The organism is Paenarthrobacter sp. NPDC090520 (assembly GCF_044769205.1).
Lineage (GTDB): Bacteria > Actinomycetota > Actinomycetes > Actinomycetales > Micrococcaceae > Arthrobacter.
Map to the genome: position 1 here is coordinate 39,091 of NZ_JBIVXM010000012.1, position 18,491 is coordinate 57,581.

Annotated in this window: 17 protein-coding genes and 1 pseudogene; 11 read left to right on the forward strand and 7 right to left on the reverse strand. The window is 64.9% G+C overall.

The features are described from left to right. Positions 1–45 precede the first annotated feature (45 nt). Complete coding sequence (locus ACIQTZ_RS15235; RefSeq protein ID WP_402982025.1) at positions 46–783, reverse strand: hypothetical protein; 738 nt, start codon at positions 781–783, stop codon at positions 46–48. A gap of 43 nt (positions 784–826) precedes the next feature. Further along, complete coding sequence (locus ACIQTZ_RS15240; protein ID WP_402982027.1) at positions 827–1,576, reverse strand: DUF5058 family protein; 750 nt, start codon at positions 1,574–1,576, stop codon at positions 827–829. 274 nt (positions 1,577–1,850) lie between these two features. Here ACIQTZ_RS15240 and ACIQTZ_RS15245 point away from each other — a divergent pair, with 274 nt between their 5' ends. Continuing rightward, complete coding sequence (locus tag ACIQTZ_RS15245) at positions 1,851–3,299, forward strand: amidase (RefSeq protein WP_402982028.1); 1,449 nt, start codon at positions 1,851–1,853, stop codon at positions 3,297–3,299. Here ACIQTZ_RS15245 and ACIQTZ_RS15250 read toward each other — a convergent pair. Next, positions 3,280–4,233: an Lrp/AsnC family transcriptional regulator gene (locus tag ACIQTZ_RS15250; RefSeq protein WP_402949384.1), complete on the reverse strand. Its 954-nt coding sequence runs from the start codon at positions 4,231–4,233 to the stop codon at positions 3,280–3,282. The two genes, ACIQTZ_RS15245 and ACIQTZ_RS15250, sit on opposite strands and share 20 nt — an antisense overlap. Before the next feature lie 226 nt (positions 4,234–4,459). Continuing rightward, positions 4,460–5,110 (reverse strand): AGE family epimerase/isomerase, encoded by a 651-nt coding sequence (locus tag ACIQTZ_RS15255; protein ID WP_402982147.1) that lies wholly within the window; start codon positions 5,108–5,110, stop codon positions 4,460–4,462. On the opposite strand from ACIQTZ_RS15255, the gene ACIQTZ_RS15260 reads away from it, so the two are divergent. The 4 genes and pseudogenes from ACIQTZ_RS15260 to ACIQTZ_RS15275 all read left to right on the forward strand — a co-directional run bounded on the left by ACIQTZ_RS15260 (position 5,045) and on the right by ACIQTZ_RS15275 (position 7,269). Then, the gene (locus tag ACIQTZ_RS15260) at positions 5,045–5,188 is read left to right on the forward strand and encodes a hypothetical protein (RefSeq protein WP_402982152.1); all 144 of its coding nucleotides are present in this window, start codon (positions 5,045–5,047) and stop codon (positions 5,186–5,188) included. The two genes, ACIQTZ_RS15255 and ACIQTZ_RS15260, sit on opposite strands and share 66 nt — an antisense overlap. Next, a complete protein-coding gene (locus ACIQTZ_RS15265) occupies positions 5,189–5,932 on the forward strand; it encodes a sulfite exporter TauE/SafE family protein (RefSeq protein ID WP_402982030.1) in 744 nt (247 codons plus the stop codon). A gap of 30 nt (positions 5,933–5,962) precedes the next feature. Then, positions 5,963–6,142 carry a hypothetical protein gene (locus ACIQTZ_RS15270; protein WP_402949365.1) on the forward strand — a complete coding sequence of 60 codons (180 nt, stop codon included), beginning with the start codon at positions 5,963–5,965 and terminating at the stop codon, positions 6,140–6,142. Between the two features lie 13 nt (positions 6,143–6,155). Next, a pseudogene (locus ACIQTZ_RS15275) lies at positions 6,156–7,269 on the forward strand (hypothetical protein). Between the two features lie 14 nt (positions 7,270–7,283). On the opposite strand, the gene ACIQTZ_RS15280 reads toward ACIQTZ_RS15275, so the two are convergent. Beyond that, positions 7,284–8,933: an alkaline phosphatase D family protein gene (locus ACIQTZ_RS15280; protein ID WP_402982032.1), complete on the reverse strand. Its 1,650-nt coding sequence runs from the start codon at positions 8,931–8,933 to the stop codon at positions 7,284–7,286. A 104-nt stretch (positions 8,934–9,037) separates the two neighbouring features. Here ACIQTZ_RS15280 and ACIQTZ_RS15285 point away from each other — a divergent pair, with 104 nt between their 5' ends. Further along, positions 9,038–9,658, forward strand: coding sequence for an MBL fold metallo-hydrolase (locus ACIQTZ_RS15285; protein ID WP_402982034.1), 621 nt, complete (start codon positions 9,038–9,040; stop codon positions 9,656–9,658). 164 nt (positions 9,659–9,822) lie between these two features. Then, a complete protein-coding gene (locus ACIQTZ_RS15290) occupies positions 9,823–11,034 on the forward strand; it encodes an MFS transporter (protein ID WP_402982035.1) in 1,212 nt (403 codons plus the stop codon). A gap of 72 nt (positions 11,035–11,106) precedes the next feature. Here the strand turns inward: ACIQTZ_RS15290 and ACIQTZ_RS15295 are convergent, their stop codons facing one another. Continuing rightward, on the reverse strand, positions 11,107–11,472 hold the full coding sequence (locus ACIQTZ_RS15295) for a bleomycin resistance protein (RefSeq protein ID WP_402982149.1): 366 nt from the start codon (positions 11,470–11,472) through the stop codon (positions 11,107–11,109). 36 nt (positions 11,473–11,508) lie between these two features. Further along, positions 11,509–12,468, reverse strand: coding sequence for a LysR family transcriptional regulator (locus ACIQTZ_RS15300; RefSeq protein WP_402982036.1), 960 nt, complete (start codon positions 12,466–12,468; stop codon positions 11,509–11,511). Positions 12,469–12,539: 71 nt separating this feature from the next. Here ACIQTZ_RS15300 and ACIQTZ_RS15305 point away from each other — a divergent pair, with 71 nt between their 5' ends. The 4 genes from ACIQTZ_RS15305 (at position 12,540) to ACIQTZ_RS15320 (ending at position 18,455) form a co-directional block, all read left to right on the forward strand. Beyond that, entirely contained in the window at positions 12,540–14,276 is a 1,737-nt protein-coding gene (locus tag ACIQTZ_RS15305) for an L-aspartate oxidase (RefSeq protein ID WP_402982038.1), read from the forward strand. Positions 14,277–14,335: 59 nt separating this feature from the next. Then, the gene (locus tag ACIQTZ_RS15310) at positions 14,336–14,965 is read left to right on the forward strand and encodes a TetR/AcrR family transcriptional regulator (protein ID WP_400335927.1); all 630 of its coding nucleotides are present in this window, start codon (positions 14,336–14,338) and stop codon (positions 14,963–14,965) included. A gap of 349 nt (positions 14,966–15,314) precedes the next feature. Beyond that, positions 15,315–16,802: an aldehyde dehydrogenase family protein gene (locus tag ACIQTZ_RS15315; RefSeq protein ID WP_402982040.1), complete on the forward strand. Its 1,488-nt coding sequence runs from the start codon at positions 15,315–15,317 to the stop codon at positions 16,800–16,802. Next, complete coding sequence (locus tag ACIQTZ_RS15320) at positions 16,803–18,455, forward strand: GMC family oxidoreductase (protein ID WP_402982041.1); 1,653 nt, start codon at positions 16,803–16,805, stop codon at positions 18,453–18,455. Positions 18,456–18,491 lie beyond the last annotated feature (36 nt).

Consider the following 18,491-nt stretch of genomic DNA (forward strand, 5'->3'; position numbering starts at 1 on the left):
ATCTTCCTTCTGGTGCGTTCTATGGGCTTGCCGTGCGGCTCGGGGTTACTCGATGTGGATGGGCTTGGCGGCTGCCACCTGCTTTCCGCGGAAGAACCACGCCAGGAGGATGGTGCCGAGGACGGCGATGGCGGTGGACACCATGGCGAGGGACGGCACCAGCGGCAGGACCACGAATACGACGACGGCAGAGACCAGGAGCGCGAAGACGGTGGTGCGGGGCTGCTTCATGGAGACGATGGCCTGGACCAGCACGGCGCCCAGGACGGTCGGCAGGACGTACAGCCGCGTGACCGTCAGCACCGACGGCGGAATGACGCTGATCAGCCAGCTGCCCAGCAGTCCCACGAAGATCGCGAGGGAGACCAGGTGCACCACGGCGGCACCACAGATAGCGACGACGGCGGCAAGTTCAGCACGCTTGCTTCCCGGCTTTGCCCCGATGTTGGTCTGCGCGATGAGCGCGGCCGGGAGGAGTTTGTTGGAAATGTTGCCGATCATGAAGGCCTGGTACATGGCGGCCGGGCCCAGGATCGGGAAGTAGGTCAGCGGTTCGACGATCCAGATGATCCCGAACGTTGCGGCCACTGCGGCGAAGGCAATCCACAATTGGGCGGGTCCGATGTCCAGTCCGCTCGCGAACACGAGGTACAGCGGACCGGCCACGGAGATCAACAGTCCGGCAATCATGGTGATCTGGCCCCAGCGGGACGTGGTGCGGTTGAACTCGGCCATGGCCGTGCCGGTGGTGGGGGTGATGGCGGCAGAAGTTGTGGAAGTCATGAGGGTGTTCCCTTCACTCAAAGGTGCTCAGTGCTTTGCGGGGTCAGGCGCCGGCGGCGAGGAAAGCCGCGCCCAGGCCGATGACGATGGAGAAGCCAAGGCCCCATTCGCGCAGCCAGCTCTTGCCGAGCTTCTTGGCGAGCAGCAAGCAGAGGCCCATGACCGCGGCGGAGACCAGGAAGGACAGGACGTGGATGCTGGACTTGGGAAGTTCCGTGAGGCCGAGGCAGGAGAAGGCACCGATGAGCGCAGCGGCGGGGACAATAGCCATCGCGGCGGGGTTCACGGAACGGATCTTGGCGTCGCCCTTGCGCAGGATGGGCGTCAGGATGAGCGTGGCCAGCATCCACATGGCCCCACCGATACTCATGGCGAAGAAGGCCACGGCGAAGACGCTTTGCGTGTAGCTCGCATCGCCGAGCTTGGCTCCCATGGAACCGGCGGCAATGCCGGCAGCGGAAACGTCGTAGGCAGCTGAACCGATCAGGCCGATCCGGGACAAGACTGCCGGGGCTCCGAACAGGCCAAGCAGCGCAATCGCCACGAGGGAGACGGCCAAGGAAGGTCCGATCGCGGAGACTGCCCCGGAGCGGAAGGACGTTTTGATGTCCTGCGCGCTCATCTCCACCGACGGAGCGGCACGACGTGCCGCCTTCATGAAGATGACGGACTGGATGATGATGACGCCGAAGACACCGGCCACGCAGATCCACAGGACAGGGTTGTTGGCGATGGCAAGGATGTCCGTTGAACTGTTGGATGCGAGCGGTTGAAGTGCCAGGGGTTGGTGCATGGAAACCTCCGGTTGCGGGCCCCGCGCATTCACATCCGAACCACGTTGTAGCGGCTGTTTCCTGCTGAGGGGGCAAATCCAGGCCCACCGACCAGATCGGCCAGCGGGTTAGGAACACCTTCCGCTATGAGCCGGATCACACACAATAGCTGACGGAATCAGCCATCTAGTTGGCTGATACGGTCAAACGGGACCCTTGCAGCACGCGGGGCTTCCACTGACTCAGTGTGACTCGGCACACTTTCAGGCAGCGACCATCCAGCAAAGGAGCACCATGCCCGAGACCATTGGCGAGCTGTCCGCCGTCGAACTCACCGCCGCAATCCGCACGAAGGACATCTCGGCCCGCGAGGCCCTTGCCGCCCATCTTGGCCGGATCGAGGAGGTCAATCCGGTGATCAACGCCGTGGTGACCCTGGACCCCGAAGGCGCGCAGGCGCTGGCGCACCACGCCGACCAACTGACAGCCGCCGGGGCCGAACTGCCGCCCCTGCACGGCCTGCCCATGACGCACAAGGACACCAACAACACTGCCGGGATGCGCACCACCCAAGGCTCCCTCGCCTTGCGTGATTATGTGCCCGACGCCGACGACCTCATCATTGCCCGGCTCAAGGCGGCCGGCGTGGTGAGTACCGGCAAGTCAAACGTCCCGGAATTCGGAGCAGGATCACACACCTTCAACGACCTCTTCGGGACCACCACCAATCCGTACGCGCCCACACTGAGCGCCGGCGGCAGCAGTGGCGGGGTTGCCGCCGTCGTTGCTTCCCGGATCCAGAGCATCGGCGACGGCAGCGACATGGGCGGTTCGCTCCGCATCCCGGCGTCTTTTTGCAACGTGGTGGGTTTCAGGCCGTCGACGGCGGTGATCCCCATGCCGTCCGACGTCAACGCCTACGCATGGCTGGGACGGACGGGGCCGATGGCACGGACCGTGGAGGACATTGCCTTGTTCATGTCCGTCACGGCCGGTCCGGATCCGCGCGTCCCCCACCCGGCAGGGCTGGATCCGGAAGTGTTCCGCGCATCGCTGGAAACGGACATGCGCGGTGTGCGGATCGGCTGGTCGCGGGACTTTGGCATTGGCGTGCCGGTGGAACCCGAAATCCTGGAGCACCTGGAACGGCAGCTCAGGGTTTTCGAGGAACTGGGGGCGATCGTGGAGGAAGCCACCCCGGACTTCAGCGAAGCAGACCTGGTGTTCGGCAATACGCGGGCCATGGATTTCGCTGCAGGGCTGGGGCCGGTCCTGGAAAGGGCAGGGGACGTGATCAAGCCTGAAGTGCACTGGAACGTGAACAAGGGACTCGCGCTGACGGCCCGGGACCTGATCGAAACCGCAGCTGCGCGCACACGGCTTGAAGCGGGAGTTCAGTCATTCTTCAGCCGCTATGACCTCTTTGCGAGTCCTTGCGCCCAGGTCCTGCCGTTCGATGCGACCCTGCGGTACCCGGGCTCTGTTGCCGGAATACTGTCGGAAACGTATCTGGACTGGATGCGTTCGGCGTGCGTGCTTTCCGCAACCGGCCTTCCGGTGCTGAGCGTGCCCGCGGGCTTCAGCTCGACAGGTTTGCCCATTGGCCTCCAGTTGGCCGGCAACCACTATACGGACATGCAGTTGCTCCGCTGGGGCCGGGCCTTCGAGCAGCAGACGGGGTACGCCGCCGTCGCGCCCGTTATCGCTGCTGACGTGCTGGCCCTTACGACGGTGCCCGCATAAAGCGGCCACCGCGCTTCTGGGCGTCGAGCAGGATGGAGACATCTACGCCGGATGCGTACTGTGCCCACTCCGAAGCAGTGATGAACCGGTAAAGGGCGGACATATCCCCCACGGTGACATCGGCGATCACCTGGTAGTCGCCTGCTATGGCCGCGGCGTAGCGGACCATGGGGAGTTCGGCGAGGCTCTTGCCCAGTTGTTCAACGTGCTGTGGCGCGGCCCGGATCCAGAGCAAGGCTTCAACGGCGAGGCCGAAAGCTGCCGGTTCGATCACCACCCGCAAGTGGACCTGGTTGTTGGCCAGAAGCCATTCGCTGCGTCGGCGGGCGGTCGCTTCCGAGACGCCCACCCGACGGCCCAGCGCCTCGAAGCTCATCCGGCCGTCGGCGCACAAGGCTTCCACGATCTCGTTGTCCTGGCGGCTCAGTTCCTTCTGGGCTTCCAGGATGCCCGAGTCCACGGTGAGGTGTGACCGCAGTGCCTCGGCCCGGTCCGCGCTGAGGATTTCCGGCCGCCACCCCCGGATGGTGCGGAAGTATCGCAGGACCGGGTAGCTGGTTGAATCCCTGAGGCCGATGGTGGACGGAAGTTCGTCCGAGAGCACGTCGGCCATGTGCCCGGGGTCCGTCATGATCTCGGCCACGCAATCACCGGTGCCCGTTGTGGTGTAGACGAACGTGATGTCTTTTCGCTGGGCCAGGGCTTTCGCAGCCGTCCGCACCGTCCCAGGGATACACCGCATTTCGAAGAGCACCGCTGCCGGCTTCGGCCGCACGCCCACCACCGCAACCGCTCCCGACTCCAGGAGTTGGGAGCCCCGGCGCGCAACTGTTCGCTCGGCTTCCCCCAACACCGCAGCCATCTTGCGCCACGGGCAGCGCGGGTCGATCTGGAGGGCGGCCACGATCTGCCGCTCCAATGCGTCAAACAACACCGTGGGCGCTCCGTTCGTTCCGGTTGGAGCCCTGGGTTTCTGTCACGGGCCCACAGACAGAATATAAGGGCGCCACCCAGCCGGGGCCCACCCAGCCGGGGTGCCAGGCAAATCCCGGCACTCCGGCCCTACCGCGCAGGTCGTCCCGTAGCAGGGGATAGTCAAAATGGTCCCCCGGTCCGCCTTCCCCGTATTGATGTCACGTGCTCGGGGTTGACGCAGCAGCTTAGTGGAGGCGCGAGTCCAGCAACCCGGCTGCGAGTGCCGGAGCCAGGCCGGGCGCCAGTGGGAGCCGTGGAACAACGAGGCAGTGCCACAAGTGATAGATATCTGCCTTGCCTGACCACACGGTCGAGGCCACGTTGCCTTGCTCGTCCAGTTCCTGTTTCCAAGAGCCATGCTCGTAGTCGATGAACCAGTCGCGGGCGTGGTCCCAGATCCGCTCGTACCAGTCCGCGTAGCTCTCGTCTCCGGTGGCCATGTACAGCGCGGCAGCACCGCCGATCGCCTCCACCGGCACCCACCGGATGCGGGACGTGACAACGGGCTTGCCCTCCCAGTCCACGGAGTACACGAACCCTTGATGGCCGTCCGGCTCCCAGGCATCGCGGATGGCGGCATCGAACAGGCCCCGGGCGTCCTCCGTCAGCCAGGACGGGGCCTCCAGGCCCCGGGCCTCGAGGCCGGCGCGGAGGTGCAGGAGCAAGCGCGCCCATTCCACCCAGTGGCCAGGCGTTCCGCCGTATGCCCGGAACTGGCTTGCGCGGTCGTCTGTGTTGTACTCCGGAATCGGATTCCATTCCGGGTCGAAGTGCTCGAAAACGCGGTAGTTCCCCTTCCGTCGGTGGCCTTCGCGCCCATGGGCGGGGCCAAGCAGTCCGGCCTGGGCCGGGAAGGATCCAGCCTGGGCCTCGAGGAATTCGAGGAGGTCCAGTACGTTGCCTGGAAGGCCTAGATGCTGACCACAGGACTGGTGCTGGGGGCCGTCGTCATGGGCGCGGGGATGCAGCGCGTGACCGGGATGGGGTTCGCCCTCGTGGCGGCCCCCTTCCTGGTCCTGCTGCTGGGCCCGGTGGAAGGCGTGGTGCTGGTCAATGTGTGCGGAGCCGTGACGGCAGGGGCCATCATCTTCCGCGTCGTGCGGGATATCGACTGGAAGCGGTACCTGGCGCTGGCCGCATCCGCCCTCCTGGGGATTGTCCCCGCGGCCATCCTCATCCGGTTCATGCCGCCGCCGGTCCTGGAGATCTCGATCGGGGTCATCCTCGCCGTCGGCCTGACAGTCCTGCTGTTCATGAAATCCGCTGTCCTGCCCAAGCGTCGCCGGTACCTCTTCACCGCAGGAGGGCTCAGCGGTTTCATGAACACCGCGGCCGGGGTGGGAGGACCGGCCGTCAGCATGTACTCCATCGCAACCCGGTGGCAGCACAAGTCGTTCGCAGCCACCATGCAGCCCTACTTCTTCACCATCGGCTCCTTGTCGCTCATTTCCAAGGCGGTCACGGCACCGGAATCGTTTCCCGTCCTGCCGGCAACCATGTGGGTGGCGGTCGCCGTCGCCTGTTTGGTCGGACTCGTCCTGGGCGACCTCGCCTCCAAGCGCGTCTCGGCGAGGGCCGCACAGATCCTGCTGATCGTGCTGGCCTACCTCGGCGCGGCTGCCACCATTGTCCGCGGCGTCCTCGACGCTGTCGGCTGAACCCCATAACCCCCTAAGAAAAGGACCACCATGTTTGACGTCTCCCCCAAGGAAAGCACCCTGCGGGTTTCCACCTCCAACGGCGAACCCGTCTCCCTCACGGTTGACCCAAGCGGGCTCCGTCTTGAGATCGACACCAACTGCCGGTGCAGCGAAGCCCCTGAGCGGCGCGCCGGCTCGTACACGGATACCGACTTCGGCGCTCGCTGAATCAAGGACGATCATGGATCTTTCTTCGTCCTTCAAGGCCTACGACGTCCGGGGCATCGTCGGCATGTCACTGACCGACCAAGTTGCAGAAGCCATCGGTGCCGCCTTCGTCGATGTCCTGGGCCTTGCCGGGAAGACCGTGTTCTGCGGCGGTGACATGCGCCCGTCATCTCCGGGGTTCGTCTCTGCTTTTTCGCGCGGTGCCTCCATTAGAGGCGCCGATGTTCGCGATCTCGGCCTCATTTCGACCGATGAGCTCTATTTCGCCTGCGGATCCCTCAGCTGGGATGACCGTTCCTGCGGTACTGGGCGGCCAGCACCTGGAGGCCCTGCCGCTGACGATTGTTCCCCTTTACTTCCAGTTGGACGGCACCTTCCCGAACCATCCCGCCAACCCGTTGGAACCGGAGAACCTCCGCGACCTGCAGGCGGCCGTCGTCGCGCACGGCGCCGACCTTGGGTTGGCGTTCGACGGCGATGCGGACCGCTGCTTCGTCGTCGACGAGATGGGACAACCGGTCACACCATCCGCCATCACCTCCCTGATCGCGGTACGTGAGATCGCCAGGGCGCAGGCGGCCGGGGAGGCAGAGCCGGCCGTGATCCACAACCTGATTACGTCCACGTCGGTTCCGGAGTTCATCCAGGCCGCCGGTGGCCGTTCCGTCCGAACACGGGTTGGCCACTCGTTCATCAAGGCCCGCATGGCCGAAGAGAACGCTGTGTTCGGTGGCGAACATTCCGCCCACTACTACTTCCGCGACTTCTACAACGCGGATACCGGCATGCTCGCCGCAATGCACGTCCTTGCCGCCCTCGGCGGGCAGCCCGGACCTCTCTCCAGCTTGGCGCAAAAGTACGAACCGTACTCCTCAAGCGGCGAGATCAACTCGGCCGTGGCGGACACGGCCACGTCCATCGCGGACATTCAAGGCTCCTACGAGGGCATGGACGATGTTCTCCTGAATGATTTGGACGGCCTGACCGTGACCGCGGAATCAGGAGACTGGTGGTTCAACGTCCGTGCGTCCAACACCGAAGAACTGCTGCGGCTCAACGTCGAGGGCAAGGACGCCCAGACCATGGGGCGTGTGCGTGACGCTGTGCTGGAGATGATCCGGCGTTAGGGCTGCGCCAGGCGTCAGCCCAGCGGGTTCAGCGTCTTCGAGAAGATGACGGCACCGTTGGCGTTCCGCAGGCTCACGTTGAAGGTGTTGTCGGAACCCAGTTCGACGTGCCCGAAGTACTGGTTCTCACCATCGCGGGGAGACTCGCCGGGGAAACGCCCGGCCTTGGCGAACACCACCTCCGGCCCGAACGTCCCGTCCATGCCGTTCGGGCCGAAGGAACCCGCGTTGATCGGACCGGCCACGAACTCCCAGAACGGATCGAAGTCCGTGAAGGACGCGCGTTCCGGAGAGTAGTGGTGTGCCGCGCAGTAGTGCACGTCCGCCGTCAGCCACACGGTGTTCTTCACCCCGTACTTCTTGAACGCGCTCAGCACCCCGGCGATCTCCAGCTCACGGCCCAGCGGCGCACCGTTGTCCCGGTTGGACAGGCTCTCCTGGTTCACGGCACCGTCCGGCACCACGATTCCTAGGGGAAGGTCGGCGGCGATCACCTTCCAGGTCGCCTTCGACTGCCGGACTTCCTTGATCAGCCAGTCCACCTGCTCCTGGCCCAGGATGTTGGTGGCGTATGGCTCCTTGCCGTCCGTGTTTGGCGACTTGAACGTCCGCATGTCCAGGCAGAAGATGTCCAGCTGCGGGCCGCGCGAAATCTTCCGATAGATCCGCGCCGGCTGGTACTGGCCGGCGTCGTACGTTCCCGGACGCCAGAGTGCAGCGGAGTCCGCGATCGGCATGTTCTCCTGCCACGCCTGCCGGCCGCGCGCAGCGAGGACGTTCACGTTGCGTTCGGTGTAGCGGGAATCGTCCAGGATCTGGCCGGGGTACCAGTTGTTGTGGGTTTCGTGGTCGTCCCACTGGGCGATGACAGGTACGTCGGCGAACAGGGCGCGCATGTTGGCGTCCAGGGAGTTGTAACGGTGGCGGCCCCGGTATTCCTTCAGCGTCTCGGCCACCTTGGCGACTTCCTCCGTGACGATGTTCCGCCACACCCGGCCGTCCTTTTCAGTGACCGTTTCGGCGATCGGGCCGTCGGCGTAGATGGTGTCACCTGAGTGGATGAAGAAGTCAGGGCGGGTCTGGTGCATGGCCTGGTAGCCGCGCATTCCGCCGATATCCGGGTTGATGCCCCAGCCCTGCCCGGCGGTGTCGCCGGTCCAGACGAAAGACTGCGAGTACGACGCCGGCCTGCCGCCAGCGCGCGCGTCCTGCGAGCCGCCGTCGTTGGCTTTGTTCGTTCCCGGCGCAGTGCGGAAGGTGCCCTGAACAGCCTCCCCGAGGCCGTTCTCGTCTTCGAAATTCAACTCCAGCGTGAAGCGGGTACCCGCAGGAAGTCCCTTGGCGTGGATCTTCGCGGTGAAGTCGCTGGCTTCGCTTGCCAGGGGGCCGCGGATGGTTCGGCTGAAACCGTAGCGGCCGCGGAGGATGTCACCTGCGTCGTCGATGGCCCGGAGGGTGGCGGTGAGCCGGCCCGGTCCGGAGGCGCGGGACCACAGGACGGCGGAATCGGTGGTGACATCGCCGGTAGCGATCCCCGTAGGGAGGGTGAGGCGCTTGCGGACCAGGGGGATGGCGTTCGCGGGGCTTCCTGCCGTGGCGAGGCCGGCCAGGGTGAGGCCGGCGAGGGAGGTCTTGACGAGGGAGCGGCGTGAAAGGTCAGTCATGCCGTCCACCCTTTCGAGCCGTTGTGAACAGCGGGTGAGGGTGGGGTGAAGGTTTCGTTGGGCGGTTGCTCGACGCATCCTGTGGTGGGTGGGATTCTGGAGAAATGAATGCAGCCATCCGCGTCACCCCTGTCCGTGTCGGCGAACTCATGGCCGAAGGCGAGCCGATGCCGATCTACGTCCATGTCATCGACCACCCCGAAGGGCGCATCCTGGTGGACACCGGCCTGACTGAACTTCATCCGGCAATCGCCGATATGGATCCCCGCCTGAACCCGTTGAACGAGCAGGATTTCGACATCCAGGGCATCGACATGGTGGTCAACACACACCTTCATTTCGACCACTGCGGCGGCAACCATCTCTTCGCCGGCAAACCCATCTACGTCCAGCGGCAGGAACTCGACGACGCCCGCACCAAGGAGGACTACACCATCCCTCACTGGGTGGACGCACCCGGGGTTGACTACGTGACCGTGGATGGCGAGTTCGAACTGCTTCCCGGGGTGCGTCTCCTTCCCGCGCCAGGGCACACCGCGGGTTCGCAGATTGTGGTCGTAGACGGCGACAACGGGCCGACCATCATCGCCGGTGACACTGCCGTGTGGTTCGGAGAACTGGATAATCCGGGCACGGAGGGACAACGGCTGGTGCTGTCGTTGAACCCGGACAAGGTGTGGCTCACGCACACCGACGAGCCGTGGAGGCCCGCGGCCACGGGCTGAACACGCCGCCTGAGCTGGTGCTGCCGCGTCGTCGATCGGCCGGCTTCGGGAGCGCTGCGGACACTGTGGACTTTGGGCATGATGCAGCCTAAGATCAAAACCAAGTTTGACTAGGTTTTCATCCACGCGCTGCCGTGCAGCCACTTCAACGGAGACACCACAGCATGACAGACCAACTGACCCGCAGCCCCTCGGCGTTGCGGGTGGTGCTCACCACCCCCCTGTATCGCGGCGCCATGCTCGCACTGTTCTTCTCAGGGCTCGGCTTCTCCGCGGCCGCTCCGCAAATCGCCCGGTTCCTGGTGGAGGATCTGGGCAGCTCGCTAACCGTCGCGGGACTCTACTACCTCACCAATCTCGCCGCATTGGTGGCGGGATACCTCGTGGGGCGGCGGTCCGACCACACAGGCCGCAGACTCGGCCCGTTCCGGCTCTGCGCAGTGGCCGGTTTCCTGGGGTGGCTGGGGATCGCGTTCTCAACCGAGCTCTGGATGCCGTTTGCCATCAGCGCCCTTGTCCTCGGCTTCGCCGGTGCCGCCACCTCCCAACTGTTCGCAGCGATTCATGATGAACTCCAGGCCAATCCTTCGCCGGCAGGTGATGGCGTGATCTCCTACGTCCGGATGTCGCTCACCCTGGGTTGGGTGATTGGCCCGGTAGCAGGCTCTTTCCTTGGCGCCCAACTCGGCCTGCGTGCCATGCTGATGGCCACGGCAGCCTGTACCCTGGCACAGTTGCTGCCTCTGGGAACTCTTCGGGACCGGGCCCGGAACACCGACACCACGGTCGCCCCAAAGCCGAAAACCCATATGCCGCTCACGACGATGTGGCCACTGCTGGCCTTCACAGGCCTCTACATCCTGGTGTACGCCGGAGAACCCATCAAGTACGCCTACCTTCCCATCTACATGAATGACCACCAGTATCCGCCGACACTCGGCGGCATCATCATCGGCATCCAACCGCTCGTGGAACTGATCCTGATGCCAGTGGCGGCGGTCCTTGCCCGCCGGACCGGAATGCTCAACCTCATGGTCCTCGGGGCGCTGTTCGGCGTCGGGGCGAACGTGCTCTTCGCGCTCAGCGGCTCACCCGTCGGGCTGCTGATCGCGCAGGTCCTCATGGGCGGCGTCTGGGGCATCTTCGCAGGCCTCGGAATCATCGTGGCCCAACGCCTGCTCCCCCAGGCAGTAGCCACCGCTTCGGCGATCTTCATCAGCGCACCCGCGGTCAGCTCCGCACTGGGAGGACTTGTGGGCGGCCTGGGAGTTGGCGTCGTGGGTTTGCCCTTGGTCTTTCTGGCCCCCGGCGCCCTGGCGCTCACGGCTGCAGGTGGACTGTATGCGCTCCAGTTGCGGTTAGGCCGCCGGATCTAGGCCGAACCTGGCGAACGACGCCGGCCTGCCGCCCGCGCGCCCGACTCCAGTGCCGCCGTCGTCGGCTTCTGCTCAAAGCGACTGCTCGATCAGCGTCAGCTGCGTGCCGTCGGGATCCACCAGGTAGCCTGCCCGGAGGCCCCAGGACTGCATCCTCACGGGGCGCAGCCTGGGCATGCCGGTGGTCATCACGGGTACGCCGGAACGCTGTATGGCTTCGTAGAGCCCATCGACGTCGGCAACCCGAACGGAGCACATGAAGTTGCTGGTGAACGGGTCAAGGTCCGGGGCGGGAAAGAACTCCAACTGCAGGCCGTCCCGCGTCAGGATCAGCCAGCCCTCATCGCGGAAAACCCGTTCGAAGCCGAAGCCACCGTAAAAGGCTTCGGTCACGTCGAAGTCCGCGGACGGAAGGTTCGGTACGGCACGGTCAGGCAGGGGTGTCGGGACCATGGACCTATCTTGGCACGAGGGTCACCGCTTGCGAGCCGGTGTCGCTGAGAGCAGGCCTGCTGTCGCCGCGCTGGTTGAGGACAGGTCATTGGCCGTTTCGATGACCAGATCCTGCATGGCCTGGGCTGCACGCGTGAGCGGTACGTCGTTTCGGTGCGCCAGGCTGATGGAGCGCGTGAAGCGCGGGGCCGTAAGCCGAACCGAGTGCAAACCTGGCCTGTCCACCATCACCATGGCCGGAACCACGGCAACACCCAGTCCGCGTTCCACGCAGCGCAGTACGGCGTCCATTTCGGCGCCCTCAAGGACGATCCTGGGAGTGAGGCCCGCCGCGCGGAAGGCCTGTGTGGTGGTTGCCCGCAGTTCATAGTTTTCCTGGAAAGTGATCTGCGGTAGTTCAGCCAATTCGGTGAGCGTCAGGGTTTCAACGCCCTCCAGGAGATCGCCCCTGGCCGAGGAGATGACCACGAGTTCCTCACTCAGGATCGGAAGCATTCCCAGGCTGGGCGAGGGGGTTGGCGCGTCCTCCGATGTGGTGACAAGGGCAAGGTCCAGCGCACCATTGGCCAGTTCCTCCAGTAAACCCAGCGAACCGCCCTCTGACAGGTGCAACTCTATGCCCGGATAGGCGGAATGGAAAGAGGTCAGGACTTCGGCAACGAGGCTGATGCACAATGTCGGGGTAGCGCCGATGCGCACCCTCCCGCGCCTGAGCCCGGCCAACTCCTGCATTTCAAATCGAACGGTGTCGGCATCTGCCAGCATCCGGGTCGCCAACGGCAGGAGTGCTTCCCCCGCTGCGGTCAACGTGACGTTGCCCCTGACGCGATGGAAAAGGGCCGCTCCGAGGTCGGACTCAAGGGTGGAGATTTGCCGACTCAACGATGGCTGGGCCAGATGCAGATACGCGGCGGCCCGGGTGAAGTGCCCCATCTGGTGTACGGTCACGAAGCTCCGGAGCTGTTCAAGATTCACCTTCATAGCCTATATGCATCAAGTTGAGCCAAACAATGCATTGGACTGATCATAGAATCGGTTTTTAGCATGAATTTATGAACACTTCCCCCACAGAAAAGCAGATCTCCACTACTGTCCTCGTCATCGGGACGGGCGGATCAGGCCTCCGCGCGTCCATAGAGCTGGCCGAAATGGGAGTCGACGTGCTCGCCGTCGGCAAACGCCAGCGCACGGACGCCCACACCTCCCTTGCCGCCGGCGGCATCAACGCAGCGCTCGGCACCATGGATGAAGACGACAGCTGGCAGCAACACGCAGCAGACACCATCAAGGAAAGCTACTACCTCGCCAACCCCCACACCGTAGAGATCGTTGCCCGCGGAGCCGCTCAAGGCATCCAGGACCTGGAACGCTACGGAATGGCGTTCGCCCGCGAGGACGACGGACGCATTTCCCAACGCTTCTTCGGCGCCCACACCTTCCGGCGCACGGCCTTCGCCGGCGACTACACCGGGCTGGAGATCCAACGCAGCCTGGTTGCCAGGGCCCAGCAGTTGGAGATCCCCATACTGGACGAGGTGTACATCACCCGCCTGCTCGTGAAGGACAACCAGGTCTTCGGAGCCTACGGCTTCGACCTCAACAACGGCACCCGTTACCTCATCCACGCCGACGCGGTGGTCCTGGCCGCCGGAGGGCACAACCGCATCTGGCGCCGCACCTCCTCACGCCGCGACGAGAACACCGGAGACTCGTTCCGCCTCGCCGTCGACGCAGGGGCAAGGCTCCGCGACGCAGAACTCGTACAGTTCCACCCCTCCGGGATCATCGAACCCGAAAGTGCCGCAGGCACACTGATCTCCGAAGCCGCCCGCGGTGAAGGCGGCATCCTGCGCAATGACCTCGGCGAACGGTTCATGGAACGCTACGACCCGGAACGCATGGAACTGTCCACCCGCGACCGGGTTGCCCTGGCCGCCTACACCGAAATCAAGGAAGGCCGCGGCACCCCCAACGGCGGAGTCTGGCTCGATGTGTCCCACCTTCCCCGTGAAACCATCATGGACCGCCTGCCACGGGTCTACCAGACCATGCTGGAAGTCCAGATGCTCGATATCACAACCACCCCGATCGAAATTGCCCCGACGGCCCATTACTCGATGGGCGGTGTATGGGTTCGCCCGGAGGATCACAGCACGGACGTGGCCGGCCTGTACGCCATCGGTGAAGCATCCAGCGGGCTCCACGGCGCGAACCGGCTCGGCGGCAATTCCCTCATCGAGCTGCTCGTTTTCGGCCGGATCGTAGCCCAAGCAGCCGCCGGCTACTCTGCATCCCTCACGTCCCAGCCCCGCTCGGCCGAGGCCCTGGCCCAAGCCCGGGCGGAAATCGACGAGCTGCTCGCCGCCGATGGCACCGAGAACGTGCGGGCACTTCAGCGGGCCATCCGCAACATGATGACCGAACACGCCGGCGTCGTCCGGGACGAAGGCGGCCTCATGACCGGCCTCGCGAAACTCAACGCCATCGAAGAACGCATGCAAAACATCGGCGTCCACCCAGACCTCGCCGGCTACCAGGACCTGGCCCACGCCTTCGACCTCAAAGCCTCGGCACTCGCCGCCCGCGCCACCCTCGAATCCGCCATCGAACGCCGCGAAACCCGCGGCTGCCACAACCGCAGCGACTACCCCGGGATGGATGCGGAACTGCAGGTCAACCTCGTCTGGTCACCCACCACAGGCGTGGCTAAGGAACAGATCCCGGCCATCCCCGCTGAGATCGCCGCCCTGATGAAGGAAGTCTCGACGGTGGGCAAGTTGGTGGAGTAAGCCGGACGGTCCGTCGACCCAAAGTGCGCTCCCGCCAACTTAGGCAATAGTGTGGCCTTATGGGGACAAACGCCTTGAATAAGGGTACGCAGAACAACGGTGCGCAGAACAACGGCGAACAGCTCGACAAGCAGTCCCGCATTCTCGAAGCAGCCATGGAGCTGCTCTCGCGCCACGGCATCGCCGGAGTGAGCATGAGGGCAGTGGCCCGCGAAGCCGGAGTGGCGCTGGGCCTGGTGAACTATTACTACGACGACAAAACGAGCCTCATCCGCGCGGCCCTGCGCCGCGTGGATGAGGACGACCTCCTCCTCGTCGCCGCGAACTCCGAGGCAGACCCAGGCGAACATCTGCGCCAGGCCCTTCGCCGCGTCGCCGGCCCTGACCTGCTGACCACGCCCTACCTTTCCCTGCGCCTCCACCTCTGGGCCCTGGCCCAGGCTGATGAGGGTTACGCGGAGATCAACGCCGCCGCTTTCGACCGCTACCTCGACGGCGTCGCGACCCTGATCAACAACGCCACACCCGCGCTTTCCTGGGAGGAATGCCGGGACCGCGCCGCTGACATCGTCGTCATCCAAAACGGCATGTGGCTGACCTCCCTGCTGGGCATAGACAAAGGCGCCATCCAGCGCAGCATCGCCCGCACGGAGGAAATCGCCTTTGCCCCGGCGCGCGACGCCAAGTAGCTCGCCGCAAGTCTCCTAACCCGGCAGAGTCACAAACACGCGTATTGATATATCTCGCCTCAAAACGCTTGAACGATCGTTCAAAGTGGTTTAGTGTACTTCTATGACTTAGGACACACCTACTCCGGACCACTAACAATGCGCCCGGTCTCACATCCTCTGCAAAGTCGTCAACGCTGAACCACTCCGCATAACTCAACACACCGGACAGCACCGCGCCACCCGCCAGCCCCGCGCCTTACAAGGCGCAGCTGCGCTGTACCCAAAAACGCCGCACCGGAACCTCAACACCGACCCCTGAAACACCCGCCCTACCTTTGAACACCGGGCCCAATTCCTAGGGAGATCCATGCCAAAAACGCTTTTCATCAACGGCTCATGGGAGGCAGCTGCCTCCGGCGCCGTCCGCGAAATCCGCAACCCCGCCGACGGCGAACTCGTCGCCACCGTATCCGAGGGCGGCAAGGAGGACGCCGAACGCGCCATAGAAGCGGCGCGCGCTGCTTTCGACTCCGGCGTCTGGTCCTCAACCCCCGCCCCTGAGCGCGGCGCCTTCCTCCTGAAGGTCGCAGCCGGGCTACGGGAACACCGGGAAAAGTTCGCCCGCGCCGAATCGCTGGACACGGGCAAACGGATCATCGAGAGCCGGATCGACATCGATGACATCGCCGCCTGCTTCGAGTACTTCGGCAGGATCGCCGGCCAGCAGGCGGGGAGGCTGGTGGACGCGGGCAACGCGGACGTCGTCAGCCGGATCGAATACGAACCGGTGGGCGTCTGCGGCCTCATCACCCCGTGGAACTACCCGCTCCTGCAGGCCGCGTGGAAGATCGCCCCGGCACTGGCAGCAGGATGCACCTTCGTGCTCAAGCCGTCAGAGCTGACACCATCCACCAGCATCCTCGCCATGCAGCTCCTGCACGACCTGGGACTGCCCGACGGCGTCGCGAACCTCGTGACGGGACCCGGCGCCCAGGCGGGTGCACCGCTTTCGGAACATCCCGCCGTCGACCTCGTTTCCTTCACCGGCGGCCTGGAAACCGGCAAGCGGATCGCCGCGGCGGCGGCCGCGACGGTCAAGAAAGTGGCGCTGGAACTCGGCGGCAAGAACCCCAACGTGATCTTCGCCGACGCTGACTTCGATGCCGCCGTCGACAATGCCCTCAACGGCGCCTTCGTCCACTCGGGCCAGGTCTGCTCGGCGGGTGCCCGGCTGGTGGTGGAGGAATCGATGGCCGAGCGCTTCGTCGATGAGCTGGTCCGCCGCACCGAAAGCATCCGCCTGGGCGGGCCGTTCGACGATGACGCCGAGACCGGACCGCTGATCTCCGCGGCCCACCGGGACAAGGTCCACACCTACGTCCAGCGGGGGCTCCAAGAAGGCGCCCGGTTGCGGACTGGCGGCGCGCCGGTTGAGGGCGGGACGTACGACGCCGGGTTCTACTACCAGCCCACCGTCCTGGACCGCGTTACCCGGGGGATGTCCGTGGTCACCGACGAGGCGTTCGGTCCAGTAGTGACGGTGGAGACGTTCCGTACCGAAGACGAGGCCGTGGCAACCGCCAACGACACGATCTATGGACTGGCCGGTGCCGTGTGGACGCAGGATGCCGGCAAGGCCCAACGTGTGGCAAAGCGCCTGCGGCACGGCACGGTCTGGATCAACGATTACCACCCCTACCTCCCCCAGGCCGAATGGGGCGGATTCGGCCAATCCGGAGTCGGCCGCGAACTCGGGCCCACCGGGCTGGCCGAATACCAGGAAGCCAAGCACATCTACCAGAACACCAGCCCCCAGGTAACCGGCTGGTTCGCTGACCACAGCAAGGAGAACTAGATGCACTTCGACACCATTGACAACCTCGGCGAGCGCGCGTTCGACTACGTCGTGATCGGCGGCGGGTCCGCCGGAGCAGCCGTGGCCGCGAGGCTGAGCGAGGATCCGGACGTGACAGTGGCCCTCGTAGAGGCGGGCCCGGACGACCGCAACCTGCCCGAAATCCTCCAGCTGGACCGCTGGATGGAGCTGCTGGAGTCCGGCTACGACTGGGACTACCCGATCGAGCCGCAGGAAAACGGCAACTCATTCATGCGGCACGCCCGTGCCAAGGTCATGGGCGGCTGCTCAAGCCACAACTCCTGCATCGCGTTCTGGGCTCCCCGCGAGGACCTGGACGAGTGGGAGTCGAAGTACGGCGCCACGGGATGGAACGCAGAAGCGGCCTGGCCACTGTACAAGCGGCTGGAAACGAACGAGGACGCCGGCCCTGATTCCCCGCACCACGGCGACTCGGGCCCTGTGCACCTGATGAACGTGCCGCCGGCAGATCCTTCCGGCGTCGCACTGCTGGAAGCTTGCGAACAGGCAGGCATCCCCCGGGCGAAGTTCAACACAGGCACCACGGTGGTCAACGGAGCCAACTTCTTCCAGATCAACCGCCGCTCGGATGGCACCCGATCCTCCAGTTCGGTGTCCTACATCCACCCCATCATCGAGCGCCCCAACTTCACTTTGCTGACCGGCCTGAGGGCCCGCCAACTGGTGTTCGACGCGGACAAGCGTTGCACCGGCGTCGATGTTGTTGATTCGGCGTTCGGACGCACCCACCGCCTTGGCGCACGCCACGAGGTGATCCTCTCCACCGGTGCCATCGACTCCCCCAAGCTGCTGATGCTTTCCGGCATTGGCCCGGCCGCACACCTCGCGGAGCACGGGATCGAGGCCTTGGTCGACTCTCCGGGCGTGGGCGAAAACCTGCAGGACCACCCAGAGGGCGTGGTGCAGTTTGAGGCAAGGCAGCCCATGGTGCAGTCCTCCACCCAGTGGTGGGAGATCGGCATCTTCACCCCCACCGAGGAGGGCCTGGACCGTCCGGACCTCATGATGCACTACGGCTCGGTTCCGTTCGACATGAACACCCTGCGCTACGGCTACCCCACCACGGAGAACGGCTTTAGCCTCACCCCTAACGTCACCCATGCCTGTTCCCGCGGCACAGTCCGCCTGCGCAGCAGGGACTTCCGCGACAAGCCCATGGTGGACCCGCGCTACTTCACGGACCCCGAAGGCCACGACATGCGCGTCATGGTTGCGGGCATCCGCAAAGCCAGGGAGATCGCCGCGCAGCCCGCCATGGCTGAGTGGACTGGGCGCGAACTCTCGCCCGGCATCGAGGCGCAGACGGACGAGGAATTGCGGGAGTACATCCGCAGGACCCACAACACCGTGTACCACCCGGTGGGCACGGTCCGCATGGGAGCGTACGACGACGATATGTCACCTTTGGATCCCGGGTTGCGGGTCAAGGGGGTCACCGGCCTCCGGGTCGCCGATGCGTCCGTCATGCCCGAACATGTCACCGTCAACCCCAACATCACCGTCATGATGATCGGCGAGCGGTGCGCTGATCTGATCCGGTCCAGCCGTCTTCACGCCAACGGCGCAGCCCTCGAACGGGAAGAGGAGGATTTCTCGCCTTCGTATGCCTAAGCGCCAAGCCCGGCGGGGCTGTTCCTGCCGGGCACA